The following is a 24992-nucleotide window of genomic DNA, read 5'->3' as shown; positions in this document are numbered from 1 at the left end:
GTTGAGGGCATGGACCTCCGCCTCGAACCGCCGCGCGGCGCCGGACCCGTACGCCTCGGCATGTCCCTCGACGAGGCGGTCGCCGCCGTCTCCCCCTGGGGCGAACCCCGCGTGCGCACCCGGCCGAACCGCGTCCCGGTGACCGTCTCGACCGCCTGCGACCGCGTCGGCGTCGAGGTCCTCCTGGAAGAGGAGAACACCGTCACGGCCGTCGAGCTGTGGTGGCCGGGGGAGCGGCGGGAGAGCTCGACCCGGGTGCTCCTGGCGGGTGTCGACGTGTTCCGTACGCCCGCCGACGAGCTGCTGAAGGGCCTTTCGGCGCACGACGCCGACGGCGAGGACCCGTTCGTCCCCGGCCTCTCGCTCGGCTTCACCCGCCGTACCTCCCAGGAGGTCCCGCGCCGGCCCGACGGCCTCCCCGTGCACTTCACCTCCGTCCTCGTCGGCGGCGAGGACTACTACGGGTACCGGCTCCGATGAGGCTCCGGTAAGCAGTCCATGATGCGGACGCGGCTGTCTGTTGCACCCCTGTTGTATCTATGCTGTGCGCATGCCATCAGCGCCAGCCGGTCCCGCCCCCCTGCCCACCAAGCAGCCCCCCGCTGCCGACCGCGTCTACATGCACGTCAAGCAGGCCGTACTCGACCGGCGCTACGAGGGGGGAACCCTCCTCACCGAAGGCGAACTCGCCCAGGCCGTCGGGGTGTCCAGGACCCCCGTCCGCGAGGCGCTGCTCAAGCTGGAGATGGAAGGGCTGCTGAAGCTCTACCCGAAGAAGGGGGCGCTCGTCCTCGCCGTCTCCGCGCAGGAGATCGCCGATGTCGTCGAGACCCGGCTGCTCGTCGAGGAGTTCGCCGTCCGCCGGGCCGTGCCCGCGTCCGCCTCCCTGATCGCCCGCCTCGAAGAGCTCCTGGAGGAGCAGAAGCGGCACGCCGAGGCCGGTGACCTCGCCGAGGTCGCCGTCACCGACCGCTGCTTCCACGCCGAGATCGTCAAGCACGCCGGCAACCAGATCCTCGTCCGCCTCTACGACCAGCTCCGCGACCGCCAGCTCCGCATGGGCGTCGCCGTGATGCAGTCCCAGCCCGACCGTGTCGCCAAGAACATCGCCGAGCACGCCGAGATCCTCGACCGCGTCAAGGCCGGCGACGTCGAGGGCGCCGCGCACTGCGTCCGCCAGCACCTCAGCTGGGTCAAGGTCCTGGTCCGGGGTGAGGCCCGATGAGTCCGGTCAGCCTGCCCGACGATCCGCCCGGCGGCCGCCGGGCCGCCCTCGTCTGGGGCGTCGGCGTCGCCGTCTACTTCGTCGCCGTCATCTTCCGCACGTCCCTGGGCGTCGCCGGCCTCGACGCCGCCGACCGCTTCGACGTCAACGCCTCGGCGCTCTCCACCTTCTCCATCCTCCAGCTGCTCGTCTACGCCGGCATGCAGATACCCGTCGGCCTCATGGTCGACCGGCTCGGCACCAAGAAGGTCCTGGCCCTCGGCGTCGTGCTCTTCACCGTCGGCCAGCTGGGCTTCGCGCTCTCCCCCTCGTACGGCACGGCGCTCGCCTCCCGCGCCCTCCTCGGCTGCGGCGACGCCATGACCTTCATCAGCGTCCTGCGGCTCGGCAGCCGCTGGTTCCCCGCCCGCCGGGGCCCGCTCATCGGCCAGGTCGCCGCCCTCTTCGGCATGGCCGGCAACCTCGTCTCCACCGTCCTCATCGCCCGCGCCCTGCACGGCCTCGGCTGGACGACCACCTTCGTCGGCAGCTCCCTCGCCGGCGTCGTCGTCCTCGTCCTGCTGCTGCTCTTCCTCAAGGACCACCCCGAGGGGCACGCACCGGAGCCCGCCCGCCACGCGGGTGCCGCCTTCGTCCGCCGCCAGATCGCCGAGTCCTGGCGGGAGCCCGGCACCCGGCTCGGCATGTGGGTGCACTTCACCACCCAGTTCCCCGCCATGGTGTTCCTGCTGCTCTGGGGCCTGCCGTTCCTCGTCGAGGCGCAGGGCCTCTCCCGGTCCACCGCCGGCACGCTGCTCACCCTGGTCGTGCTGTCGAACATGGCCGTCGGCCTCGCGTACGGGCAGATCATCGCCCGCCACCACGCGGCCCGCGCCCCGCTCGCCCTCGGCACGGTCGCGGCCACCGCCCTGCTGTGGGGCACGACCCTCGCGTACCCCGGCGACCACGCGCCGATGTGGCTGCTCGTCACCCTCTGCCTGGTCCTCGGAGCCTGCGGACCGGCCTCGATGATCGGCTTCGACTTCGCCCGCCCGGCCAACCCGCCGGAGCGTCAGGGCACCGCCTCGGGCATCGTCAACATGGGCGGTTTCGTCGCCTCGATGACGACGCTGCTCGCCGTCGGCGTGCTGCTCGACGCGACCGGCGACGACTACCGGATCGCGTTCTCCTCGGTCTTCGTCCTGGAGGCGCTCGGCGTCGTGCAGATCCTCCGCCTCAAGGCCCGCACCCACCGCAGGGAACGGGAACGGCTCGTCGCCAGCCGCGTCGAGGCCGTGCACGTGCCCGTGTAGACACCGCCGCGATCCATGCGTGGAGAGCGCCGGGGTCCACGGAGGGAAACCGCCGCGATCCACGCGTGGAGAGCGCCGCGGCCTATCGGGGCGTCACCGCGAAGTTGTCCAGGATCGCCGCCGCCAGGTCCGCGTCGCCCTCGGTCTTGACCCGGTCGGCCACCTCGGCCGGCCGGACCCGGCCGCAGGCGAGGCGGACGAACGTCTCCCAGTCCGTCGCCAGCGTCACCGCGGGGCCCAGCGACGGCGCGCCGTCGATCGAACCGCGGCCCTCCGCGTCCACCCGCACCGTCCGCAGGAACTCCACCGGACCGGTCACGTCGAGCACCACCGCCGAGGACGGGGGCGCCCCCGCGTCCTTGGCGACCACGTCCGGCAGCGCCTCCAGGAGCACGTCCCGGGCCACGAGCGCCCCGGCCGAGTCCAGGTTCCCCGGCACGCCCAGCGCCGTCCGCAGGTCCTGCTCGTGCACCCACACGTCGAAGGCACGGTCCCGGTAGGCCCGTTCGAGGGTCCACTCGGCGCCGAGGGGGGCGCGTATCAGATGCTCGGGGGAGCGGTTCTCGTTGCGGAGCTGACGGGCCCGCCGGATGAGGATGTACTCCAGCTCCGAGGTCATCTCCGGGGAGGTGTGGTGCCGCCGCACATCGACCTGGACCTCCATGTAGCGGGCGAAGTCACTGCGCACGTGGTACAGGTCGCGGGGCAGGGAGTGGATCGGCCGCGGATCGCCGAGCATCTCCGTCTCCATGCCGATCACATGGGAGACGATGTCCCGCACCGACCAGCCGATGCACGGGGTCGGCCGGTTCCACTCGCCCTCCACGAGCGGCTGCACCAGCTCGGCTATCGCCTCGATGGAATGGGTCCAGGCGTCGGCGTAGTTCTGGAGGCTGGGATGGACGGTCACGGGACCCCTCGGCGGTTCTTCGGTGCGCGGGCTGAAAACACGACTGGGTGGGAGGCTCGGACGCTAAGTTACGCTGCCCGAAGGCACCCCGGCAGTGCTTTCGTGTGACGATCGTAGGCCGGTGTTGACGGCTCGAATGCCAGGACGGTGGTAGTGTGCGCGCCTCGCTGATCCAGATCGCGGTAGACCCGGACGAACCGGTCGATGCCCGTCGCGCCCGTGCGTCGCGTCTCGTACGGGAGGAATCCGGCCACGCAGACCTCGTGGTCCTGCCGGAACTGTGGACCGTCGGAGCCTTCGCGTCCGACCTCTTCGCCGCCGAGTCCGAGCCCTTGAACGGCCCCACCCACCGGGCGATGGCGGAGGCCGCCCGTGACGCCGGGGTCTGGCTGCACGCCGGCTCCTTCGTCGAGGCGGAGGGCGGCGCCCTCTACAACACCTCGCTCGTCCTCTCCCCCGACGGCGAACTCGTCGCCTCCTACCGGAAGATCCACCGCTTCGGCTTCGACAAGGGCGAGGCCGTGCTGATGGCCGCCGGGGAGGACCTCGTCACCGTCGACCTGCCGCACCTCACCGTCGGCGTCGGCACCTGCTACGACCTGCGCTTCCCCGAACTCTTCCGCGGCCTCGTCGACGCGGGCGCCCAGGCCTTCGTCGTCCCGGCCGGCTGGCCCGCCCGCCGACGGGCCCACTGGACCCTCCTGGCCCGGGCCCGGGCCGTCGAGAACCAGGCGTACGTCCTCGCCTGCGGCACCGCAGGCACCCACGCGGGCGTGGAGCAGGCCGGGCACTCGATCGTCGTCGACCCCTGGGGCGAGACCCTCGCGGAGGCCGGTCCGGACGAGGAGATCCTGCGGGTCGTCCTCGACCCGGCGAAGGTCCGGACGACCCGCGAGGAGTTCCCCGCGCTCAAGGACCGGGTGCTCGGAGTCGCGACGCCACGCAACCGCCGGGCCTGAGAAGCACACCCGCCGCGCCCGGGCCCCGGCCCGGCGGCCTCCCGTCAGGCCCGCCCGCCGGGCCCGGGACGTGCACCCGCCGCGCCCGGGCCCCGGCCGGGACGGCCTCCCGCGAGGCCGCCCGCCGGGGGGCCGGGCCTTCTTCGAGAGGCACCTCGTGAACGACCAGGAGAAGGCGGCCGTCGCCGCCTTCGCCGGGCTCTTCGGACCTCCGCCCGAGCCGCCCGCCGCCCCGGCCCCGCCCGTCGACTGGGAGGCGGTCGAGGAATGGCTGGGGCTGCCCCTGCCCGCCGACTACAAGGCCGTGGCCACCGCCTACGGCCCGCTCGACATCGGCGAACGGCTCTGGCTCCACACCCCGTTCGCCGGCGACGCGGAGCTCTTCGACTACGGCCGCTTCGTCGAGGAGGGCCGCCGGGACGCCCCCGGCGTCCTCCCCTTCGGCGCCACCCGCATGGCCGACACCCTGTACTGGGACACCACCGCCTCCGACGACCCGGACCGATGGCCCGTCGTCGTCCACGTGCAGGACCTCGCGAACGCAGGCAAGGACCCCTGGCTCCGCCCCGGCACCACCCTCCTGCCCACCCTCGCCGGATTCGTCGCAGACGGCCTGCGCCCGGTCCTCGCCCGCAGCGGCCTCGCCGGCGGCGGACCGTCCGCCTGGACCCCGCCGCCCCGCCGCCCCGAACCGACCCCCGAGCAGCGCGCGGCGCTCGCCGCCGGCACCGGCCTCGGCACCCTCACCGCCCTGATCCCGCCGCCCGCCGATCCGTACCTCGGCGAGCAGAGCTGGGAGTGGCTGCACGAGCGCCTCGGCACCCGCCTCCCCACCGAGTACGTCCGCCTGATGGAGACGTACGGCGGCGGGGAGTGGTGCCAGTGGCTCCGCTTCAGCGTCCCGCTGGGCACCGGGCACTACGACCTGGCGGGCACGGAGGAGTGGTACGGCGACGCCTACCGCGGCCTGCGCGCGAACCACCCCCAGTACCACCCGCTGGCCGTCTGGCCCGAACCGGGCGGCTTCCTGCCCTTCGCCGACACCGTCGACGGCGACCAGCTGTGCTGGCTCACCGAGGGCGACACCCCCGACGACTGGCCCCTGATCGTCATCCCGCGCCACGCCGACCAGGGCCCGCCGCTCACCGGCACCCTCACCGAGACCCTGCTCGCCTGGCTGCGCGGCGAACTCCGCACGGAAGGCCTCCCCGGCCTCGTACGCCCCCATGAGGACCCGCTGGACGTCATCGACTTCGATCCGTACGGCCCGGCGGACGACTAGATCCCGACCGACGACCAGGGCCCCACGGACCAGGGCCCCACGGACCAGGGCCCGACGGACCAGAACCCGACCGACGACCAGGGCCCGACGGACGGCCTCAGTAGGAGGCCTCGGTCCAGAAGTGGGCGGCCCGGGAGAGCCCCGCCCTCACCGCGCCGATCCGCGTCAGGGCGGAGCGGTCGACACCGGCGAAGACCAGGCCGAGGGCGAGATCCCCGCCCTCGGCACGCCCACCGACGTGCACGGAGAGCCTGCGGCCCTTGCCACGGCCGGTCCCGCGGACGGTGATCGTGACGCCGGGGTCCTCGTCGTCGGCGGCGCGGGTCAGGACGTAGCCGTGCCTGTCGAGGGCGGCGAGCCGGTAGTGGTCGCCCGCGTACCGCATCGCCAGGGACCGCTGCTCCGACGTGACGCCGAAACGGTTCCGCGTCACGTACACCACCCGGTCGCCGACCCGCAGCGTGAAGCGGTTGAGGGTCGGCAGCCGGATCCCCTCGACGTGTGCCCCGCGCGCCTCGAAGGAGGCGGTCGGCAGGAGGCCGCCGCGCACCTCCGAGACGATCGAATCGGGAGAGGTGCGGGGAAGGGGACAGGTCAGCGTGATCTCGCCGAACTCCGGCGAGACCCCCTTCCAGCCGGCCCGGTGGTCGTGCCGGTCCCCCTCCCGCCACGCCCGCAGGTCGAACGGTGTCACCCGGGTGTGCATCTCTCTCCGGCTCCGGCTCGGTCCCGGCCGTGCGCGCGGCACGGCCCTCCTCCCGCGCATGGTTCCGTGGCGACCCACGGCACGCAAGGCCGTGACCAATCCGCGAGGATTGGACCTGGGAAGCCGAACGGCCTTTGCGCAGACTGAGTTCATGACCCACGCCGAACCCGTGTCCCCCCGCCCCGAGACCCTCACCGTCCACCCGCCGCACGTCGAGATCACGGGCAGCAGGCCCCTGGGCGTGCCCCTGCACCAGGGCCACGTCTTCGCCTTCGACTCGGCCGACGCCCTCGCCGAGGGGTTCACCTCGCCGGACGCCTTCCTTTACTCCCGCCTCGGCAACCCCACCGTCCGCACCCTGGAGGACGCCGTCGCCCGCCTGGAGGGCGGGGTCGCCGCCCGGTCCTTCGCCTCCGGCATGGGCGCCGTCAACGCCGTCCTCTTCGGCCTGCTCTCCGGCGGCGACCACGTCATCGCCCAGACCTGCCTGTACGGCGGCACGTACGCCGTCCTCACCGACCTCGCCGCCCGCTGGGGCGTCCACGTCACGTACGTCTCCGGCGACGACCCGGAGGAGGTGCGGGCGGCCCTGCGCCCCGAGACCCGGCTCCTCTACCTGGAGACCATCGCCAACCCCACCACCCGCGTCGCCGACGTCCCCGCGCTCGCCGCCGTCGCCGCCGAGGCCGGGGTCCCCGTCGCCGTCGACAACACCTTCGCCTCCCCGCTGCTCTGCCGCCCCCTCGACCACGGCGCCGACATCGTCGTCCACTCCGCCACCAAGTACCTGGCCGGGCACGCGGACGTCCTCGGCGGCGTCGCCGTCTTCAAGGACCCCGAGCTGTACGGCAGGGTCCGCCACCACTCCGTCGAACAGGGCGCGTCCACCGACCCGTTCGCCGCCTGGCTCACCCTGCGCGGCATGCAGACCCTCTCCCTGCGCATGGAGCGCCAGTGCGCGAGCGCCGCCGAACTCGCCGCCCGGCTCGAAACCCACCCGGCGGTCCGGGCCGTCCGCCACCCGGCCCTCGCCAGCCACCCGGACCGGGCGATCGCCGCACGCCTGCTGCCCGCCGGCGGCGGCGGGGTGGTCTCGGTCGACCTCGCGGGCGGCCGGGAGGCGGGCCGCACCTTCGTCGAGGCGGTACGGCTCGCCTCCCTGAGCGTCTCCCTCGGCGACGTGAAGACGCTGGTCATGCACCCGGCGTCCACCTCCCACCACCAGCTCGACGCGACGGCGCTCGCCGCGGCCGGCATCGGCGCCGGCACGGTGCGGCTCTCGGTCGGCATCGAGCACGTCGAGGACCTCTGGACGGACCTGGAGCAGGCGCTGGGGAAGGCCGCCTAGTCCTCCCGTTCCCGCTCCGCCATCCGGATGACGCACACGGCGACCGCGATCTGCAGCGCCGCGTCCGCGTCCTCGCGGACCACGTTCACCGCGTACGTGTCGCGGACGTGGAACCACTGCCGGGAGATGTGGGCCAGGAGTTCACCCTCGTACTCGACGGTGAACTCCCGGTCCAGGATCCGGCCGCTGACGTCCAGTTCGGTCCCGTCGACGAGCATCACCCGGTAGTGGTTCCGGAGCAGGGAGAGCCGCTTGCGGCGGACGGTCGCGAGCGGACGGTCGCCCCGCTCGATCGTCATCGCGTCCCGCAGGCTGAACATCTTCTGCCGCAGGGTGACGAGGACCTGCCCGTCGGGGGCCTTCAACTCCAGGGTGTCGCGCAGCCGCAGGGCCTTGCCGTCGACGAGGAAGGCGTGGCGGCCCTGCTCGTCCTCGATCCAGTAGTCGTCGCCGATCGCGAAGAGTTTGTCCCGTACGAGATATTTCACGCGCCTATGTGTGCCCGGCCAGGGGCGTTTCTCACCCGAAGTAGCGGGTGAACGGCTCCGGAGACGCGCCGAGCATCTCGCCGAACGGCGCGTCGAGCTGATGGATCAGCAGCACGGTGAAGGCGATGAACCCGGAGAGCCCCATCACCATCACCACGTGCGTCACGCTCCTCCTGATCCCGAAGAGGAACATGAACGCCAGCGTCAGCGCACCGCCGATCAGCAGCCCCGTCCACAGCACGGGGGAGAGCCGCTCCTGTGCCGCCGCCTCCCGGCCCCGCCGCGCGTCGTCGATGTAGCCGAGCTGGGCCAGGACCTCCTGGGCCGCGATCTGCTCCGGCACCTCGGCCGAGTCCCCGACCTCGCCGGCCCTCCGGAGCCGGTCGAGCAGCCGCCAGCCGGACGGGTCGAGCTGTTCGCGCTCCGCCATCCTCGGCCATTCCACGCCGACGACGTGGTCGGCGTACGCACGGGCCGCCTCCCTCAGGGGCTGCCGCTGGGCGGCGGGCAACGCGTCCGCGAGGAGATACGTCTGGTGCAGGGCGCTGGCCTCGGCCTGGACGTTGTCGGCGGCGTCGGAACGGGTGTCCCAGACGGACACCAGACAGAGGCCCAGCACCACGGCGTAGAGGACCGAGACCATCATGGCGATGTACTCGGCGACGTCCTCGCGCGGTTCCTCGTCCTCGCCGCCCGGGAAGAACCTGGTCTTGGCGAAGACGGCGAGGGCGGAGACGAACGCGACCCCGAGGACGACGACGAGCGTCTCGAACAGGGCCACGGTCACTTCACCCGGCTGCCGAGCAGGGCGGCCGCGAGGGCCGCCGGGATCAGGAGGAGCAGCAGCATCGCCACGACCCCGAACTCGTGCGCCTCCCGCGCCCGACGCCGCAACCGCCCCGGCAGCCCCTCGTCGTCCGGCACGGCCTCGGCCCGCTGCCGCTGCCTGTCGCCGGTCGGGGGCACCGTCTCCGGCACGTCCCGGGGCGGGGCCACGGGGACGGCGGCGGCGGTACGGGCCGGTGCCGGCGGGACACGGGTCGGGGCGGTTCGCGGTACGGACGGGGGGAGGGCGGGCGGAGCGGCGGGAGGCACGGCCTGAGCCACACCTCCGGAAACGGCACCTGGGGGCGCCGGAGCCCCTGGAGTCCCCAGAGTCCCTAGAGCCCCCGGAGCCCCTGGAACCGCAGGGGCTCCCGGTGCACCGGCGACACCTGCGGTCCCGGCGCCGGCGCCGGCGCCAGGAACCCCGGCGGCCCCGGCGGCACCAGCAGCCCCGGCGCCGGCGGCCCCGGCCGCCGACCCGGCCCCTCCAGAAGCCCCCGCCCCTCCAGAATCCCCAGCTCCTCCAGAAGCACCGGCCCCTCCAGAAGCCCCGGCCACCCCAGAGGTTCCCGCAGCCCCAGAGGCCCCCGCCGGACCCCCCACCCCACTCCTCGCACTCCCCCCGCCCGCTCCACTCCCCCCACTCCCCCCGCCGCCTCCACTCCCCCCGCTCCCCCCACCGCCCACCGCCCCCGGTGTCGGCGAAAGGACGGTGAAAGCGGTGGAGGAGCGGGCGGTGAGCGTCGGTGCGGGCACGAGGGAGCCCCCGGCGTCGAGGGTCGGGACCCGGTCGCTGCCGGTGGCGAGTCCGGTGCTGCGGTGGGTGCCGGGCGGGCGCCGGACGGTGGCCGTGCAGCGGACCGAGGCGCCCGGGAGGAGCAGGGGCACGGTCCCGGCGCGCCCGCCGCAGTCGACGGCGCCGGGGCCGAGCCGCAGGGCGGTGTCCTCGACGCGTACGGCGTGGAGGGTCTGGTTGCCCCGGTTGGCCACGGTGTACGTGACGGCGGCCCGGCCGTCCCGGACCGCGACCCGCTCGGTGAGCACGAGGCCTCCGGCGACGCCGACGTACCCGGAGCGGGCGGTCGCGCCGATCCGTCGGCCGAGGGACGGGACGTCACCCTCGGCCCGCGCGGTGGCGAGGTGCGCGCCGGGCAGGGCGCGGAAACGGGCGACGCACTCCGTCTCCCCGAGCGCGGCGAGCGGCTGCCGGGGGCACCGTACGGCCCCGTCGGGCGCGCCCGGGTCGACGACCCGCACCCCGTACAGATGCGCCTCGCCCCGGTTCACCAGGCGGTACCGCTTCACGATCCGCGCCCCGACCCGTACCGCCGGCGGGCGCACCGCGCTGTCGGAGCGCTCGTTCACGGTGACGGTCATCCGCAGGGCCCCGTCCCCGGCCCCACCGGCCCACGCGGCGGCTCCGGGCAGTGCGGCGGCTCCGGGCAGCGCGAGCAGCACCGCCGTCAGCAGTCCCCCGCTCACCCGGCGGCCGTAATAGTCCGATGATCTGCCCGCGCGCGTCATGCGCCCCATGCCACCGCCCGCCCCCGGCCCACCCGCACCCGGGACACGCCCCGGCCCCCCACCCGGCCCCCGTTTTCCACCCGTACGGCACCCTTGAACCATGAACGACTCCGCGCACACCCCCGCGCCCCGCCGTGCCCGTGTCCGCGCCCCCGAGCTGATCGGCAAGGGCGGCTGGCTCAACACGGGTGGAGAACAACTGACCCTCGCCGACCTGCGAGGAAAGATCGTTCTGCTCGACTTCTGAAAATAGACAACAGAGCACCGAACTCTTCGCCACACTGAGTGTGTGCACCAAGACACGATCTGTGATCTCTACCTCCGCCTGTCCCTCGACCGGGACGGCAAGACCGCAATCGAACGGCAGGAAGCCGACTGCCGTGCCTGGGCCGAACGCAACGGACTGACCGTCCGCAAGGTCCACATAGACAGAGGGCGCTCCGGCTACAAGACCGTTGAGCGCAAGGGCTTCGACGCCGCGCTGGCGGCCGTCACGGCGGGCGTCGTCGGCACGCTGATCGTCTGGAAACTGGACCGCCTGTCCCGCAAAGGCATCGGCCAGGTGGGCAAGGTGCTGGACGACATTGAGAAGGTCGGCGGCCGTCTCGTCTCAGTCGTGGACGGCCTCGACACCTCGAACGACTCGGCGCGCACGGTGGTCGCGATGCTCGCTGAGCTGGCCCGGTCCGAGTCGAAGAATCTCGGGACGCGTGTCGGGCACGCGAAGCGCTACCTCCGCAGCAAGGGGCAGTGGATCGGCGGACAGCCTCCGTACGGGCTGCTCATCGACCCGAAGACCAAGAAGCTCGTCCATGACCCGGAGCACGCCGTCTATGCCCGCCTGATCGCGGATGAAGCCCTCGCCGGGACATCGTTGGTCAAGATCGCCCGACGCCTCAACGAGTACGAGATCCTCTCGCCCAGGGGCGGGCAGTGGAACGCGGCCAGCATCATGCAGCTCCTTCGTTCCCCTGCATTCGCCGGCCTGATGCCGGAGACCGAGAGCGTCGAGACGGATGACGGCGAGCGGAAGTACACGGGCAGGGTTTTCCCGTACCGCGATCCCGAGACACTGGACACTGTCGAGATCGGCGAGGGGATCATCACGGTCGGAGAGCGCGAACAGATCATCCGCACGCTGGAGTCGAGAACGTTCGTGCACGCAGGAAAGCGGCGACCGAAGCCGGAAGGGACGGCGCTGCTCACGGGACTCGTCTTCTGCGCGGTTCCTGGCTGCGGCCGCCGGATGCACCGTGTGGGTGGCAGCTATCAGTGCATGGCCCGCCGCGCGGGCAACCAGTGCATCGGGGCGTCGGCGTTGGCTGAGGCGGTGGACCAGTACGTGACGGAACAGTTCCTCACCAAGCTGCCGGCGCTCGAACCGGACGACCCGCTGCTTGTCGCGATCGCAGATCGCTGGGTGCACCGTGTGGACCCGGAGACCTTCGCGAAACGTGATGCCCTCACTGCGGAGATCCAGGACGAGGAAGCACGCCTGGCTGATCTGGAAGATGCGCGATACGTGCGTGGTGAGTTCAGCGGCGCCGCAGCTGTGGAGCGCTACAACCGGCTTTCAGAGCGCCTGAGGGGGCGTATCCAGGGGCTTCGCGCCGATCTGAACAAGCTCCCCATGCCATCCGTGGACGTGTCACCGATGCTCGACGGCCTCACCTTGCGTGAGGCATGGGCTGATGCGACGAACGAAGACCGGCGCAGTCGGTTGTCGCTCGCCATAGACCGGGTTGAGGTGAGCAAGGGAGTGCGCGGTCAGCGGATCATCCCCGAGCAACGCATCCAGATCCGTTGGGCGAAGCTGGTGGAAATCGAAACCCCCGCTTAAGCGCCCGTCGGCAGCGCGCAGGCGTGACGAAGTGACGGAATGACGCTCTCGCCCGGTTACCCCTTATAGAAGTGTTGTTGTTTCTATGAGTGGATCAGAAGTAATCGTCATTCCGTCACTTCGTCACTCGGGATGTGCAAAGTTCAGGCGAAGCCCTCGCAGCGGCCCCGGCCCCAGCTCGGAGAACACGACCTGGGTGTGCCGCTTTTTGGGGGCCGTATGCGCCTTGGCCTGGGAACACGTGCCACTAAAGGTTCGCGAACGACCCGGTTAACGCCCTTGAGGGCCGCTGAAGCCCTGTGAAACCGCACGGCGGGCACTTCAACATCCCTGAGACCCCGCGCTCGTCACCCTCGCGGTCTTGCGGGCCGTCCAGCGCAGGCGCGTGGAGGTGGACGACGTCGCCGACGCGGTGGCCGTGCGCATGGAGCGTCAGCGCGTCCTCTACGAGGGCGACCGGCGGTTTGCGTTTCTGGTTGAGGAATCGGTCTTGCGGAACGGGCTCGGTGGGACGGACGTGCAAGAGGAACAGCTCAGGCACCTCCTCACCATCGGCTCCCTGCCCAGCGTCAGCCTGGGCGTCGTTCCCAGCCGGACTGACCGGTCCCGGATGCCGGTGGAAGGGTTCTGGATCTTCGGCACCGGACAGGTCAACGTTGAGCTTGTCTCCGGTTACCTCACACTGACCCAGCCGAGCGAGGTTGCCGCGTACGCGGACACCTTTACCGAACTGGCCGACATGGCCGTCTATGGAGTGAAGGCCCGCACGCTGATCACGAGCGCCATTCAGTCGCTCAGGTGACGACTGTGCAACCTCGTGCGATCTTCTGGGAGTTGCAGCTCCGGCGTTCCTAGCGTGGTCGCTACACGGACGACACGAGGAGCGGGGCCGTGAAGGCGATCACGTATGCGCAATCCCCGGTAGAGCTGCCGTTGCGAACAGACCCGGAGCCCGTACCGGTGGCCAGCTGCGGGGTCTGCGCCGCCCTGGCCGCACAGCGCCGGGAAGCCCGTCTCCGGGGCGACCACTCCACGGTCAGCGATTGCAACGTGGAGCTCCGGAACCACCCGCACCCCAAGGAAGCGGCATGACCGTGAGAGCCGTGCTCCGGTATGTCAGCTACGTCATGCACCGCCACCCTTCGGCGGAGACGACGGCCACAGCGCGGTGCCTGAACCCGGACTGCCGCTGGACTGCCGCGCCTACCGGGAACGCCGACGTGTGTACGGATATGTGCATCGAGCACACGGGCCGGACCGGTCACATGACCTTCCTGCGGGAGTTCTCGGAAATCGCCGTGGTTGAGCGCGCCCAGTGAGGGCGTCAGTCACCGACCTGGTGTTCCACGCGGTGGCGGAGGTACTCGTCCGGATGGGACCGGGCTATCGCCACGGCCGCGTCCACGAGATCGTGCAGTGCCGGCGGATAAGCCGACTTCCGGAGCGGCAGGCCCGGCAGGATGCAGCGCCGGACGTCCAGGTGCTCGTTGCTCACGAACTCGCGCAGCGCGGTTTCGTACCACTCGGCCCTCACGGTTGCGGCGTCGTCGGGTTCCGCCGGACCGGTGGCTGCGGGGTGCTCCGCCCGTACGGTGGGCATGCGCAGGGGTAGAGCCGACCAGTACCAGGCATTCGCTGCGCCCGCCCGCTCGAGGTCCGTGCCGGCCCGCAGGTATCCAAGCAGCGAGGCCTGGACCCGCCTGTGCCCGAACGCGTTCAGCGCGGGCTCGAGGAAATGGCGGTTGAAGCTCGGGTCGGGGTCGTAGACGGCTGCCTTGATCAGCGTCTGGAAGGACTCCTCGGAAAGGATCAGCTCCCGGCGGCAGGCCTTGTACAGCGCCGTCCGAGCATGGTTCACCCAGGTTCGTGGATCGTCGGGCTGCGGCTCCGGAGCGACATCGAGCCCGAGGACCCGGACGACCTCCGCCACGCATCTGGCGAACACCTCCCTACGGTCCTCCACCGGCCCCGGCAGCGCCAGGAACCCCTGAACCGTCCGCGCCGTCTCGCCGGCAGTCTTCTCGTCCTCGTCCGTAGCCAACCTTCGGCCCCCTGTCGTAGGTCCTGCCGTACGCGTGTGATCCGACGTTCATACCAGGGTGGCAAGCTTGAAGGATGAACGATGCTGCCCCGGCGCCCACCCCCGCGCCTGCGCCCCGCCGCCGTGCCCGTGTCCGTGCCCCCGAGCTGATCGGCAAGGGCGGCTGGCTCAATACCGGAGGCAAAGAGCTCACCCTCGCCGACCTGCGAGGTAAGTGTGTTGTTGTAGATTTCTGGACCTTCTGCTGCGTGAACTGCCTGCACGTCCTCGACGAACTGCGGGACCTGGAGGAGAAGCACCGCGACACGCTCGTGATCGTCGGCGTGCACTCGCCGAAGTTCGTGCACGAGGCCGAGCACCAGGCCGTCGTCGACGCCGTCGAGCGGTACGAGGTGCACCACCCGGTGCTCGACGACCCGGAGCTCGCGACCTGGAAGCAGTACGCCGTGCGGGCGTGGCCGACGCTCGTCGTGATCGACCCCGAGGGGTACGTCGTCGCCCAGCACGCCGGCGAGGGGCACGCCAACGCGATCCGGACGCTCGTCGAGGAGCTGGAGGCCGAGCACGAGGCCAAGGGGACGCTGCGGCGCGGCGACGGGCCCTACGTGGCGCCCGAGCCGGTCGCGACCGACCTGCGCTTCCCCGGGAAGGCCGTCACGCTGCCGTCCGGGAACTTCCTCGTCTCCGACACCACCCGGCACCAGCTCGTCGAGCTCGCCGAGGACGGGGAGACCGTGGTGCGGCGGATCGGGGAGGGCGTCTTCCGGGAGCCCCAGGGGCTCGCGCTGCTTCCCGGCGGCAAGGTCGTCGTCGCCGACACCGTGAACCACGCCCTGCGCACGTACGACCCGGAGAGCGGGGCGATCGAGCTCGTCGCGGGCACCGGGAGGCAGTGGTGGCAGGGGTCCCCGACCTCCGGCCCCGCCCTCGAGGTCGACCTGTCCTCGCCGTGGGACGTCGCGTGGTGGCAGGGCAAGGTGTGGATCGCCATGGCCGGTGTGCACCAGCTGTGGACGTACGACCCGGAGAGCGGGACCGTCGGGGTCGCGGCCGGGACGACGAACGAGGGGCTCGTCGACGGGCCCGCCGCCGAGGCCTGGTTCGCGCAGCCCTCCGGGCTCGCGGCCACCGAGGACCGGCTGTGGATCGCCGACTCCGAGACCAGCGCGGTGCGCTGGATCGACACCGAGGGCGTCGTGCACACGGCGGTCGGCACCGGCCTCTTCGACTTCGGTCACCGTGACGGCGCCGCCGGCCAGGCGCTCTTCCAGCACCCGCTGGGCGTGACCGCGCTGCCCGACGGCTCGGTCGCCGTCTCCGACACGTACAACCACGCCCTGCGCCGCTTCGACCCCGCCACCGGCGAGGTCACGACCCTCGCCACCGATCTGCGCGAGCCCAGCGACGCGGTCCTCGTCGGCGGCGACATCGTGGTCGTCGAGTCGGCCCGGCACCGGCTGACCCGGCTGCGGCTGCCGGAGGAGGCCGTCCAGGTCGAGTCCGCCGCCTACCGGACGCAGCGCGAGGCCACCGAGGTCGCCCCGGGCCGGCTCCGCCTCGACGTCGTCTTCCAGGCACCGACCGGGCAGAAGCTGGACGAGCGGTACGGTCCCTCGACCCGCCTCCTGGTCTCCTCGACCCCGCCGGAGCTGCTGCTCGGCGGCGAGGGAACCGGGACGGACCTCTTCCGGGAGCTGGACCTGAACCCGGAGGTCACCGAGGGCGTGCTGCACGTGTCCGCGATGGCCGCTTCCTGCGACGACGACCCGGCCAACGAGTACCCGGCCTGCCACGTCCACCAGCAGGACTGGGGCGTCCCGGTGAAGGTCACGGCCGAGGGCGTCGCCCGGCTGCCGCTGATCCTCGCCGGCATGGACGGCTAGTCAGCGGACGATCCCCTGGTTCCTGGACGGGCGCCCCGCGGCCCCGTCCAGGCACCCCTCCACCCACGCCGCCGGATCGTGCGCGGCCCGCTCGCCGCCCATCCCCTGGCGCTCCATGTCGGCGCACTCGCCCTCGCGCAGGGGGCGCCACTTCACGATCCGGACGGCCTGGAGGTATCCGCCCTCGTAGGCGATGTCCGTGCCCCACGGGGGCCGTCCGTCGTACCGCGCGATCACGGCTCCGCCCGCCGCCGTGGCGAGCACGACGGCGGCGGCCAGGACGGCGGCGGACTTGCCCCGGGGCGGGCCCTCATGACGATGCATGAGGACGACCCTGCCCGGCGCGGCCTTTCGCGGATGTTTCGCCGGAGCCGATGCGGAGGCTCAGCCCTCCAGGAAGGCCACCAGGGCGTTCGCGAGGAGGTACGGGTCGTCCGCGCCGCAGAGTTCGCGGGCGCTGTGCATGGAGAGGATCGCGACGCCGATGTCGACGGTCGAGATGCCGTGCCGGGCGGCCGTGATCGGGCCGATCGTGGTGCCGCAGGGCATGTCGTTGTTGGAGACGAAGGACTGCCAGGGCACCCCCGCCTTCTCGCAGGCGGCGGCGAAGACCGCGCGGCCGCTGCCGTCGGTGGCGTACCGCTGGTTGACGTTCACCTTGAGGATCGGGCCGCCGTTGACGCGCGGGTGGTGCGTCGGGTCGTGGCGCTCCGTGTAGTTGGGGTGGACGGCGTGGCCGGTGTCGGAGGAGAGGCAGATCGTGCCGGCGAAGGCGCGTGCCCGGTCCTCGTAGGAGCCGCCGCGGGCGTAGACCGAGCGCTCCAGGACGTTGCCGAGGAGGGGGCCCTGGGCGCCGGTGTCGGCCTCGGAGCCGTTCTCCTCGTGGTCGAAGGCGGCGAGGACCGGGATGTACGGGAGGTCGTCGCGGCCCGCGAGGGAGGCGAGCGCGGCGACGCCGGCGTGGACGGAGAGGAGGTTGTCCATGCGCGGGCCGGCGAGGAGCTCGCGGTCGCGGCCGAGGTAGGCGGGGGCGTCGACGGCGTGGACCATGAGGTCCCAGCCGCTGACGTCCTCGGCATCGACGCCGGCCTCGGCGGCGACGAACTCGATCAGGTCGCCCTCGTGGACCTGCCCGATGCCCCAGATGGGCTGCATGTGGCGCTGGCGGTCGAGCTTGAGCCCGTCGTTGACCTGGCGGTCGAGGTGGATGGCGAGCTGCGGGACGCGCAGCAGCGGCCGGTCGACGTTGACGAGGTGGTGGCTGCCGTCGCGGAGGGTGAGGCGGCCGGCGAGGCCGAGGTCGCGGTCGAGCCAGGTGTTGAGCAGGGTCCCGCCGTAGATCTCGACGGCGATCTGCCGCCAGCCCTGGGCGCCCATGTCGGGCTGCGGCTTGACGCGCAGGTTGGGGGAGTCGGTGTGGGCGCCGACGATCCGGTACGGGGTGTGGGCGGTGGCGCCCGCAGGCACGTACCAGGCGATGATCGCGCCGCCGCGGACCACGTACTTCCCGCCGCTGGTCCCGTCCCAGGCCGCGGTCTCCTCCACCTTGCGGAAGCCGGCCTTCTCGAGCCGCGAGGCGGCGTTCGCCACCGCGTGGTACGGCGAGGGGGAAGCCGTCAGGAAGGCCATGAGGTCGTCGGTGTGGCCGCGGTCGAAGGGGCCGGCGGTGGGACGGGAAGCTGCGCTGCTCATGGGCTCACCTTACGCAGGAACCGGATTTCGAATACGGGGCCCCGGAAATGGCGCACCGGGGCCGGACCGGCCCCGGGCAGAGAGAACGGCCCGCCCCCCTCCCCGGGGACGGGCCGTTCGGTCGGAGCGAGGCGCGTCCTAGAACGCGGCCTCGTCCAGGTCCATCAGCGAGCCGTCGACGGCCTCGGCCAGCGCGCGCTCGGCGGAGACGCCGGGCAGGACGTTGGCGGCGAAGAACTTCGCGGCCGCGATCTTGCCCTGGTAGAACGCGACGTCCTTGCCGGTGGCGCCCTCGGCCAGCTTCTCGGCGGCGACGGCCGCACCCTTGAGGAGCAGGTAGCCGACGACGACGTCGCCGGAGGCGAGCAGCAGGCGGGTGGTGTTGAGGCCGACCTTGTAGATGTTCTTGACGTCCTCGCCGGTGGCGGTGAGGTCGGTGATCATCTTGCCGACGATGGCCTCCAGGTCGACGGCGGCCTTGGCGAGCGCGTCGCGGGCGCCGGCCAGCTCCTCGCCGCCGGTGCCGACCGCGAGGAACTTCTTGATCTCCTCGGACAGCGCGTTCAGGGAGGCGCCCTGGTCGCGGACGATCTTGCGGAAGAAGAAGTCCTGGCCCTGGATGGCCGTGGTGCCCTCGTAGAGGGTGTCGATCTTGGCGTCCCGGATGTACTGCTCGATCGGGTACTCCTGGAGGAAGCCGGAGCCGCCGAAGGTCTGGAGCGACTGCGCGAGCTGCTCGTAGCCCTTCTCGGAGCCGTAGCCCTTCACGATCGGCAGGAGCAGGTCGTTCAGGCCGTGCAGGGCCTTGGCGTCCTCGCCGGCCGCCTCCTTGATCGCGATCTCGTCCTGCACGGAGGCCGTGTAGAGGACGAGGGAGCGCATGCCCTCGGCGTACGCCTTCTGCGTCATCAGCGAGCGGCGGACGTCGGGGTGGTGCGTGATGGTGACCTTGGGCGCGGCCTTGTCCATGAAGTTGGCCAGGTCGGTGCCCTGGACGCGCTCCTTGGCGTACTCCAGGGCGTTGAGGTAGCCCGTGGAGAGGGTGGAGATCGCCTTCGTGCCGACCATCATGCGGGCGAACTCGATGATGAGGAACATCTGGCGGATGCCGTCGTGCTTGTCGCCGATCAGCCAGCCCTTGGCGGGGTGCTGGTCGCCGAAGGTCATCTCGCAGGTGTTGGACGCCTTGAGGCCCATCTTGTGCTCGACGTTGGTGGCGTAGACGCCGTTGCGCGCGCCCAGCTCGCCGGTCTCCCAGTCGAACTCGTACTTCGGGACGAGGAAGAGGCTCAGGCCCTTGGTGCCGGGGCCGGCGCCCTCGGGGCGGGCGAGGACGTAGTGGAGGATGTTCTCCTCCATGTCGTGCTCACCGGAGGTGATGAAGCGCTTGACGCCCTCGATGTGCCAGGAGCCGTCCTCCTGCTGGATGGCCTTGGTGCGGCCGGCGCCGACGTCCGAGCCCGCGTCGGGCTCGGTGAGGACCATGGTGGAGCCCCAGCGCTTCTCGACGGCGATCTGCGCGACCTTCTTCTGCGCCTCGTTGCCCTCGTTGTAGAGGATGCCGGCGAAGGCCGGGCCGGAGGAGTACATCCAGATGGCCGGGTTCGAGCCGAGGAGCAGCTCCGCGTAGGCCCAGATCAGGGAGCGGGGGGAGACGGTGCCGCCGATCTCCTCCGGGATGCCCAGGCGCCAGTACTCGGACTCCATGAAGGCGTTGTACGACTTCTTGAAGGTGGCGGGGACGGGCGCGGTGTTGGTCTCCGGGTCGAAGACCGGCGGGTTGCGGTCGGCGTCGGCGAAGGACTCCGCGAGCTCGTTCTCGGCGAGACGGCGGATCTCGTCGAGGATGCTCTTGGCGGTCTCGACGTCCATCTCCTCGAACGGCCCGGTGCCGTACACCTTGTCGCGGCCGAGGACCTCGAAGAGGTTGAACTCGATGTCGCGGAGATTCGACTTGTAGTGCCCCATGGCGACGGCTCCGTAAAGGCTCGGGGAGGCGGATGTCCTGGTACGCGCGTGTGCCGGCGCCCGTACTACCGACGAGTAGCCAACACTTCTCTACGATGATGCTACCCACCGGTAATAAGGGCAACCCCTATCCGGCCATCTGTGACGCGAGCCGCACGAAAAGGGCCCGGGGCACACGCCCCGGGCCCCTCTCGGGGGACGTGCGGTCCGTACGTCCCCCGAGCGCGCTCCGTACGGATTCGTCAGGTCGGTGCCCTCCGGGGCCCGGAAGCGGCCCGAGACGACGGTGACGGCGATCAGGTTCTTCCGCTTCGGGGCGGGCCTGGCCGGATCCGTCCGGATCCGCGCCCCGGTCTCCGCGAACACCATGCGGTGGGCGTCGTCGCGGACCGAGGACGGCAGGCCGTCGAGGGCGCCGACGGAGGCCGGGGAGGGCGTCGCGCACTCGTCACGCTGCTCCTGGCTCAGCCCGTTCCACCAGGCGGCGTTCCCCTCGGGCGACTTGAGGTGGAGGTCCTCGGCTCGCCCGCGGTGTTCCCGGCGCTGTGCCAGGGGCCCACGTCGGCCTTGCGGCCGGCTCCGCCGCCACCGCCACCGCCGTCCGGGGCGGCGGGCCCCGCGAGACTCGTGGTGGCGGGCGGTCCGCCGATGATCTCCTGCCATCCGGCGTCGAGCGCCGTCCGTCACCCCCGTGGTGGCCGAATCGCTTCCGCGAACCCGGCGAGAGGGCGGACGCGGCGCGAAGAGGGGGCGAGAGGCACCCGTGCGCCCGCCCAGGGCCCCGCCGCTCGATAGTCTTGCCCCCATGTACGGCTACGAGCAGAACCCGGGTGCCCAGCAGCAGTACGCGCCTCCCCAGCAGGGGCAGTACCCGCCGCAGGGCGGTATGCAGGGCGGTGTCCCCGGTGGGTACGCCCAGCAGCAGCCCCCGCTCTACCCGGAGCCCTCGCCGCCCTCCCTCGCGGACGCCGTGCGCGCCTTCACGACCGGCACCCTGGCCGCCGAGGACTTCCAGCAGATCTTCGCGACCTCCAAGGTCTACTGCCCGCGCGGCGACAACCCCGGCTTCCTGGCCCTGCACAACACCCAGCAGCCGGTCATCCCGATGTTCACCTCGCTGAAGGAGCTGCGGCGGTACGCGGGCAAGGAGTCGAAGTACTTCGTGATCACCGGGGCCGAGGTGATCGACCTGCTGCCGACCGGCTACGGCTTCGTCCTGGACATGGAGGGCGACCACCGCATGGTCTTCGACGCGAAGGCCGTGGAGCAGATGGTCGACTTCGCGATGCGGCGGATGTACGGCTGAGGCGTACGGCTGACGGAGGCGCGGCCGCGCGGCCGCGCGGACGTGTACGGGCGGGCCCGGCGATCCCCGAAGGGGTGCCGGGCCCGCCCGTTCCTCGTGGGCCCTAGTCCGCCTGCGCCGCGACGTGGGCCTCGTACTGCGCGGCGTCGAGCAGTCCGGCCGGCGCGCCGGTGCCGGACATCTCGATCTCGATGATCCAGCCCTCGCCGTACGGTTCGGTGTTGATCAGATCGGGCTCGTCGTCGAGGTCGGCGTTCTTGGCCGTCACCCGGCCGGAGACGGGCGCGTACAGCTCGCTCACCGACTTGACCGATTCCAGGGTGCCGAACGCCTCCCCCGCCTCCACGTCGCGGCCCACCGCCGTGACGTCCACGAAGACGATGTCGCCGAGCTGCCTCTGTGCGAAGTCGGTGACGCCCACGCGCACGCGCCTGTCGCGCGTCACCTCCACCCACTCGTGGTCCTTCGAGTACTTCAGGTGCTCCGGGTACTGCTGCATGCGGGCTCCTTCAGGGGCCGTCGGGGTGCCGGGAGGTCCGCCCGGCGGAGACAGCGTGCCCGAGTGGCCGGGGGCGCGGAGGCGTGGCTCACTCGGACGGGCGGGCGGCTTTCGGCCGTCCGGACGGGGTGCCCGGGAATGCCGCGGAGCGGATCCGCGTTCCGGGTGGCAAGAAGTTCAGTGTTCAACTAAAGTGGTCGTACAAGGTCGCACCTAGGAGGTCCGGTCATGCCCGCTGTGACTGTCGAGAACCCGCTCACCCTGCCGCGCGTCGCCGCCCCCGCCGACGCCGTCTCCCGCCCCGTGCTCGCCGTCACCACGGCCCCCTCGGGCTTCGAGGGCGAGGGCTTCCCGGTGCGCCGTGCGTTCGCCGGGATCAACTACCAGTACCTCGACCCGTTCATCATGATGGACCAGATGGGTGAGGTGGAGTACGCGCCCGGAGAGCCCAAGGGCACGCCCTGGCATCCCCACCGCGGCTTCGAGACCGTCACCTACATCATCGACGGGACCTTCGACCACCAGGACTCCAACGGCGGCGGCGGCACCATCACCAACGGCGACACCCAGTGGATGACCGCCGGCTCCGGCCTCCTCCACATCGAGGCCCCGCCGGAGTCCCTCGTCGTCAGCGGCGGCCTCTTCCACGGCCTCCAGCTGTGGGTGAACCTCCCCGCCTCCGACAAGATGATGGCCCCCCGCTACCAGGACATCCGCGGCGGCCAGGTCCAGCTGCTCACCACCCCCGACGGCGGCGCGCTGCTCCGCGTCATCGCCGGCGAGCTCGACGGCCACGAGGGCCCCGGCATCACCCACACCCCGATCACGATGATCCACGCCACCCTGCGCCCCGGCGCCGAGATCAGCCTGCCCTGGCGCGAGGACTTCAACGGCCTCGCGTACGTGCTCGCCGGCCGCGGCACCGTCGGCACCGACCGGCGCCCCGTCCACACCGGACAGACCGCCGTCTTCGGCAAGGGCGGCTCGCTCACCGTCCGCGCCGACGAGAAGCAGGACGGCAACACCCCGGACCTGGAGGTCGTCCTCCTCGGCGGGCAGCCGATCCGCGAGCCCATGGCCCACTACGGCCCGTTCGTCATGAACACCCAGGCCGAACTGCGCCAGGCCTTCGAGGACTTCCAGGCCGGCCGCCTCGGCACGATCCCGGCGGTCCACGGAATGGGCGAATGAGCGGCGACCGGTGACACCGGACGAGCGGTAGACCGGAATCACTGACGGGCCGTCACCCGGACGGCCCGTCAGCACACGACGACACGCCCACGGACGTGGTCCGGTGGTCGGGTGCAGCCGAGCCCAGCGCCCCTCCCTCCCGAGCCCCTGCTCCCCGCATCCGCCCGCCGGTTCGCCGCCTGGTGCGTCGTCCTGCTGCTCGCCGCCGGGGTCGCCGCCGTCTTCGTCTGGCTCTGCGTCGTCTTCAAGACGGCCGTCACCCCCGTCCTCCTCGCGATCCTCGGCGCCGCCCTCCTCGGCCCGCTCCACCGGCGCCTGCTGCGGATGAAGGTGCGCAGGGGCCTCGCCGCCCTGCTCACCGTCGTCGCCGTCCTCGTGGTCGTCGGCGGCGCCACGTACATCGTCGTCGCCGCCCTCGTCGAGACCGGCGACCAGATCATCGCCTCGCTCCGGCAGGCCGCCTCCGACATCGCCGGCCACCTCGGCGCCGCCGGCACCTCCCTCGACGACCTCGCCGGGAACGCCGAGAAGCTCCTCAAGGAGTTCGGCGGCACCGCCGCCTCCGGCGTCATCAGCGGCCTCAGCGTCGTCGGCCAGGCGCTCGCCACCGGCGTCCTCGCCCTCTTCCTCATCTTCTTCTTCCTCAAGGACTCCGACCGGGCCGCCGGCGCCCTGCGCTCGCTCGCCCCCCGCGGCACCGGCGACCTCGTCGAGGCCATGGCGCGCCGCGCCTTCGAGGCCGTCGAGGGCTTCATGCGCGGCACCACCTTCATCGCCCTCGTCGACGCCGTCCTCATCGGCATCGGCCTGGTCGTCCTCGACGTGCCCGGCGCCGTGGGGCTCGCCGCGCTCGTCTTCGTCACCGCCTACATCCCGTACCTCGGGGCCTTCCTCTCCGGCGCGATCGCCGTCCTCGTCGCCCTCGCCGACCGCGGCTTCGTCATCGCGCTGTGGGTGCTCGGCGTCGTCCTGGCCGTCCAGGTCATCGAGGGCCACCTCCTCCAGCCCCTCGTCCAGAGCAGGACCGTGCAGATGCACCCGGCCGTGGTCATGCTGGCGATCACGGCCGGCGCGTCCGTCGCGGGCGTCCTGGGCATGCTGCTCGCCGTCCCGCTGACGGCCGCCGGGACGGGGGTCCTGGGGGTGCTGCGGACGCGGTACGGAACACCTGCCGCGGAGGGCTAGGCCGGGGTCAGGCCGCCCGGCTCGAACGAGGCCAGCAGCCGCTCCAGGGCCGCCTGGTCCGGGCCCACGAACGGGTCCGAGTCCGGGACCGACGCGAGCGTGCCCAGCATCCGGTCCGTCATCCGCACGGCCGGCGGCAGGTGCGTGCACAGCACGATCTCCGGGTTCATCTCGGCCAGCGGCGCGAGCGAGGCCCGGTACTTCTCCGCGTCCACCAGGTGCACCCACGGGCTGTCGATCGTCGCCCACAGCACCTGCGCCTCCCGCAGCTCCTCCGGCTTCAGGTCGCTCGCGTGCCCGCTCTCGGCGAGCTCGGCGCTCGGCATCGGACCGCCGAAGCAGTCCGAGCTGAAGCAGATCCGCGTCCGGTCGTCGTAGAAGCCGACGGTGGCCGGGTTGTCGAAGAGCGGCGGCCGGAAGGCGTGCAGCGTCCGGTCGCCGACGTCGAGGGACTGGCCCGGATTGAGGAAGTACACCCGGTCCATGGGCAGCGCCCGCTCGGTCGACATGATGCCGGAGCCGAGGAAGGTGGTGATCACGCGCGCGTGCGGGGCCGCGTCGAGGAGGTCGAAGATCCCTCCGGTGTGGTCCCGGTCGGGGTGGGTCAGCCAGATCCAGCGGACGTCGGACGGGTCCATGACCCCGCTGAGCGCGGCGACGAAGTCGCGGTCGCCGACCGAGAGCCCGGTGTCGACGACCACGGGCTCCGCGGCGGTGAGGACGTAGGCGTTGGCGGGGATGTGCCCGACGCCCGGGATCTCGAGACTGTCGGCGATCACCGTGGTGTCGCTGCCGACCTTGTGGGTGTCCATGACGCGCTCCGTGGTC

The 24992-nt window shown here is 71.9% G+C and carries 24 protein-coding genes and 1 pseudogene; 14 read left to right on the top strand and 11 right to left on the bottom strand.

Annotated features, from left to right (window positions below; translation table 11 throughout):
- Positions 1-9: 9 nt before the first annotated feature.
- The 3 genes from ACFYUZ_RS06360 to ACFYUZ_RS06350 all read left to right on the top strand — a co-directional run bounded on the left by ACFYUZ_RS06360 (position 10) and on the right by ACFYUZ_RS06350 (position 2517).
- Positions 10-480 (top strand): hypothetical protein, encoded by a 471-nt coding sequence (locus ACFYUZ_RS06360; RefSeq protein ID WP_389306719.1) that lies wholly within the window; start codon positions 10-12, stop codon positions 478-480.
- Positions 481-550: 70 nt separating this feature from the next.
- The gene (locus tag ACFYUZ_RS06355; protein WP_389306718.1) at positions 551-1225 is read left to right on the top strand and encodes a GntR family transcriptional regulator; all 675 of its coding nucleotides are present in this window, start codon (positions 551-553) and stop codon (positions 1223-1225) included.
- Positions 1222-2517 (top strand): nitrate/nitrite transporter, encoded by a 1296-nt coding sequence (locus ACFYUZ_RS06350; protein WP_389306716.1) that lies wholly within the window; start codon positions 1222-1224, stop codon positions 2515-2517. The genes ACFYUZ_RS06355 and ACFYUZ_RS06350 overlap by 4 nt, the downstream gene beginning before the upstream one ends.
- 82 nt (positions 2518-2599) lie before the next feature.
- On the opposite strand, the gene ACFYUZ_RS06345 is transcribed toward ACFYUZ_RS06350, so the two are convergent.
- On the bottom strand, positions 2600-3427 hold the full coding sequence (locus ACFYUZ_RS06345) for a maleylpyruvate isomerase family mycothiol-dependent enzyme (protein WP_389306714.1): 828 nt from the start codon (positions 3425-3427) through the stop codon (positions 2600-2602).
- 155 nt (positions 3428-3582) lie between these two features.
- Between ACFYUZ_RS06345 and ACFYUZ_RS06340 the strand changes: the two genes are divergently transcribed.
- Together ACFYUZ_RS06340 and ACFYUZ_RS06335 are read left to right on the top strand one after the other, a co-directional pair.
- Positions 3583-4386, top strand: coding sequence for a carbon-nitrogen family hydrolase (locus tag ACFYUZ_RS06340; protein ID WP_389306713.1), 804 nt, complete (start codon positions 3583-3585; stop codon positions 4384-4386).
- Positions 4387-4543: 157 nt separating this feature from the next.
- A complete protein-coding gene (locus tag ACFYUZ_RS06335) occupies positions 4544-5668 on the top strand; it encodes an SMI1/KNR4 family protein (RefSeq protein ID WP_389306712.1) in 1125 nt (374 codons plus the stop codon).
- A gap of 97 nt (positions 5669-5765) precedes the next feature.
- Here ACFYUZ_RS06335 and ACFYUZ_RS06330 read toward each other — a convergent pair whose 3' ends face one another.
- Positions 5766-6362, bottom strand: a complete 597-nt coding sequence (locus ACFYUZ_RS06330; RefSeq protein ID WP_389306711.1) for a hypothetical protein — start codon at positions 6360-6362, stop codon at positions 5766-5768.
- Positions 6363-6525: 163 nt separating this feature from the next.
- Between ACFYUZ_RS06330 and ACFYUZ_RS06325 the strand changes: the two genes are divergently transcribed.
- Complete coding sequence (locus ACFYUZ_RS06325; protein WP_389306710.1) at positions 6526-7722, top strand: trans-sulfuration enzyme family protein; 1197 nt, start codon at positions 6526-6528, stop codon at positions 7720-7722.
- On the opposite strand, the gene ACFYUZ_RS06320 is transcribed toward ACFYUZ_RS06325, so the two are convergent.
- From ACFYUZ_RS06320 to ACFYUZ_RS06310, 3 genes are read right to left on the bottom strand one after another with little or no spacing between them, the layout of a single operon-like run.
- Positions 7719-8210 carry an LURP-one-related/scramblase family protein gene (locus ACFYUZ_RS06320; RefSeq protein WP_389306709.1) on the bottom strand — a complete coding sequence of 164 codons (492 nt, stop codon included), beginning with the start codon at positions 8208-8210 and terminating at the stop codon, positions 7719-7721. The genes ACFYUZ_RS06325 and ACFYUZ_RS06320 overlap by 4 nt on opposite strands.
- Positions 8211-8241: 31 nt before the next feature.
- Complete coding sequence (locus ACFYUZ_RS06315; RefSeq protein ID WP_389306708.1) at positions 8242-8991, bottom strand: hypothetical protein; 750 nt, start codon at positions 8989-8991, stop codon at positions 8242-8244.
- 2 nt (positions 8992-8993) lie between these two features.
- Positions 8994-10517 carry a hypothetical protein gene (locus tag ACFYUZ_RS06310; RefSeq protein ID WP_389306707.1) on the bottom strand — a complete coding sequence of 508 codons (1524 nt, stop codon included), beginning with the start codon at positions 10515-10517 and terminating at the stop codon, positions 8994-8996.
- 142 nt (positions 10518-10659) lie between these two features.
- On the opposite strand from ACFYUZ_RS06310, the gene ACFYUZ_RS06305 reads away from it, so the two are divergent.
- From ACFYUZ_RS06305 to ACFYUZ_RS06290, 4 genes and pseudogenes are all read left to right on the top strand, one after another.
- On the top strand, positions 10660-10806 hold the full coding sequence (locus ACFYUZ_RS06305; protein WP_389307037.1) for a hypothetical protein: 147 nt from the start codon (positions 10660-10662) through the stop codon (positions 10804-10806).
- 42 nt (positions 10807-10848) lie between these two features.
- A complete protein-coding gene (locus tag ACFYUZ_RS06300) occupies positions 10849-12399 on the top strand; it encodes a recombinase family protein (RefSeq protein ID WP_389306706.1) in 1551 nt (516 codons plus the stop codon).
- 349 nt (positions 12400-12748) lie between these two features.
- Positions 12749-13201, top strand: a pseudogene (locus ACFYUZ_RS06295) (Scr1 family TA system antitoxin-like transcriptional regulator); the annotation flags it as partial.
- 286 nt (positions 13202-13487) lie between these two features.
- Positions 13488-13718, top strand: coding sequence for a hypothetical protein (locus ACFYUZ_RS06290; protein ID WP_031155825.1), 231 nt, complete (start codon positions 13488-13490; stop codon positions 13716-13718).
- Positions 13719-13723: 5 nt separating this feature from the next.
- Here the strand turns inward: ACFYUZ_RS06290 and ACFYUZ_RS06285 are convergent, their stop codons facing one another.
- On the bottom strand, positions 13724-14440 hold the full coding sequence (locus ACFYUZ_RS06285; RefSeq protein ID WP_389306705.1) for a hypothetical protein: 717 nt from the start codon (positions 14438-14440) through the stop codon (positions 13724-13726).
- Between the two features lie 74 nt (positions 14441-14514).
- On the opposite strand from ACFYUZ_RS06285, the gene ACFYUZ_RS06280 reads away from it, so the two are divergent.
- The gene (locus ACFYUZ_RS06280) at positions 14515-16323 is read left to right on the top strand and encodes an NHL domain-containing thioredoxin family protein (protein ID WP_389306704.1); all 1809 of its coding nucleotides are present in this window, start codon (positions 14515-14517) and stop codon (positions 16321-16323) included.
- On the opposite strand, the gene ACFYUZ_RS06275 is transcribed toward ACFYUZ_RS06280, so the two are convergent.
- The 3 genes from ACFYUZ_RS06275 to ACFYUZ_RS06265 all read right to left on the bottom strand — a co-directional run bounded on the left by ACFYUZ_RS06275 (position 16324) and on the right by ACFYUZ_RS06265 (position 19983).
- A complete protein-coding gene (locus ACFYUZ_RS06275) occupies positions 16324-16647 on the bottom strand; it encodes a hypothetical protein (RefSeq protein WP_389306703.1) in 324 nt (107 codons plus the stop codon).
- Between the two features lie 60 nt (positions 16648-16707).
- Positions 16708-18015, bottom strand: a complete 1308-nt coding sequence (locus ACFYUZ_RS06270) for a M18 family aminopeptidase (protein WP_389306702.1) — start codon at positions 18013-18015, stop codon at positions 16708-16710.
- A 138-nt stretch (positions 18016-18153) separates the two neighbouring features.
- Complete coding sequence (locus ACFYUZ_RS06265; RefSeq protein ID WP_389306700.1) at positions 18154-19983, bottom strand: acyl-CoA dehydrogenase; 1830 nt, start codon at positions 19981-19983, stop codon at positions 18154-18156.
- An 805-nt stretch (positions 19984-20788) separates the two neighbouring features.
- On the opposite strand from ACFYUZ_RS06265, the gene ACFYUZ_RS06260 reads away from it, so the two are divergent.
- Positions 20789-21289: an SseB family protein gene (locus tag ACFYUZ_RS06260; protein ID WP_389306699.1), complete on the top strand. Its 501-nt coding sequence runs from the start codon at positions 20789-20791 to the stop codon at positions 21287-21289.
- A gap of 103 nt (positions 21290-21392) precedes the next feature.
- Here the strand turns inward: ACFYUZ_RS06260 and gcvH are convergent, their stop codons facing one another.
- Entirely contained in the window at positions 21393-21788 is a 396-nt protein-coding gene (gcvH, locus tag ACFYUZ_RS06255; protein WP_389306698.1) for a glycine cleavage system protein GcvH, read from the bottom strand.
- Positions 21789-22016: 228 nt separating this feature from the next.
- Here gcvH and ACFYUZ_RS06250 point away from each other — a divergent pair, with 228 nt between their 5' ends.
- Both ACFYUZ_RS06250 and ACFYUZ_RS06245 read left to right on the top strand, forming a co-directional pair.
- Entirely contained in the window at positions 22017-22979 is a 963-nt protein-coding gene (locus tag ACFYUZ_RS06250; RefSeq protein ID WP_389306697.1) for a pirin family protein, read from the top strand.
- 111 nt (positions 22980-23090) lie between these two features.
- Positions 23091-24164: an AI-2E family transporter gene (locus ACFYUZ_RS06245; RefSeq protein WP_389306696.1), complete on the top strand. Its 1074-nt coding sequence runs from the start codon at positions 23091-23093 to the stop codon at positions 24162-24164.
- On the opposite strand, the gene ACFYUZ_RS06240 is transcribed toward ACFYUZ_RS06245, so the two are convergent.
- On the bottom strand, positions 24161-24976 hold the full coding sequence (locus ACFYUZ_RS06240; RefSeq protein WP_389306695.1) for an MBL fold metallo-hydrolase: 816 nt from the start codon (positions 24974-24976) through the stop codon (positions 24161-24163). The genes ACFYUZ_RS06245 and ACFYUZ_RS06240 overlap by 4 nt on opposite strands.
- Between the last annotated feature and the right edge of the window lie 16 nt (positions 24977-24992).

The sequence above is a fragment of the Streptomyces sp. NPDC004266 genome (assembly GCF_042874095.1).
GTDB lineage: Bacteria > Actinomycetota > Actinomycetes > Streptomycetales > Streptomycetaceae > Streptomyces.
Note: the sequence above shows the minus strand (reverse complement) of the source record. Positions and strands in the feature narration are given on the sequence as shown.

Coding starts and splice junctions, on each gene's coding strand:
- ACFYUZ_RS06360 (WP_389306719.1), top strand. CDS start 10: ATGGACCTCCGCCTCGAACCGCCGCGCGGCGCCGGACCCGTACGCCTC.
- ACFYUZ_RS06355 (WP_389306718.1), top strand. CDS start 551: ATGCCATCAGCGCCAGCCGGTCCCGCCCCCCTGCCCACCAAGCAGCCC.
- ACFYUZ_RS06350 (WP_389306716.1), top strand. CDS start 1,222: ATGAGTCCGGTCAGCCTGCCCGACGATCCGCCCGGCGGCCGCCGGGCC.
- ACFYUZ_RS06325 (WP_389306710.1), top strand. CDS start 6,526: ATGACCCACGCCGAACCCGTGTCCCCCCGCCCCGAGACCCTCACCGTC.
- ACFYUZ_RS06305 (WP_389307037.1), top strand. CDS start 10,660: ATGAACGACTCCGCGCACACCCCCGCGCCCCGCCGTGCCCGTGTCCGC.
- ACFYUZ_RS06290 (WP_031155825.1), top strand. CDS start 13,488: ATGACCGTGAGAGCCGTGCTCCGGTATGTCAGCTACGTCATGCACCGC.
- ACFYUZ_RS06280 (WP_389306704.1), top strand. CDS start 14,515: ATGAACGATGCTGCCCCGGCGCCCACCCCCGCGCCTGCGCCCCGCCGC.
- ACFYUZ_RS06275 (WP_389306703.1), bottom strand. CDS start 16,647: ATGCATCGTCATGAGGGCCCGCCCCGGGGCAAGTCCGCCGCCGTCCTG.
- ACFYUZ_RS06270 (WP_389306702.1), bottom strand. CDS start 18,015: ATGAGCAGCGCAGCTTCCCGTCCCACCGCCGGCCCCTTCGACCGCGGC.
- ACFYUZ_RS06265 (WP_389306700.1), bottom strand. CDS start 19,983: ATGGGGCACTACAAGTCGAATCTCCGCGACATCGAGTTCAACCTCTTC.
- ACFYUZ_RS06260 (WP_389306699.1), top strand. CDS start 20,789: ATGTACGGCTACGAGCAGAACCCGGGTGCCCAGCAGCAGTACGCGCCT.
- gcvH (WP_389306698.1), bottom strand. CDS start 21,788: ATGCAGCAGTACCCGGAGCACCTGAAGTACTCGAAGGACCACGAGTGG.
- ACFYUZ_RS06250 (WP_389306697.1), top strand. CDS start 22,017: ATGCCCGCTGTGACTGTCGAGAACCCGCTCACCCTGCCGCGCGTCGCC.
- ACFYUZ_RS06240 (WP_389306695.1), bottom strand. CDS start 24,976: ATGGACACCCACAAGGTCGGCAGCGACACCACGGTGATCGCCGACAGT.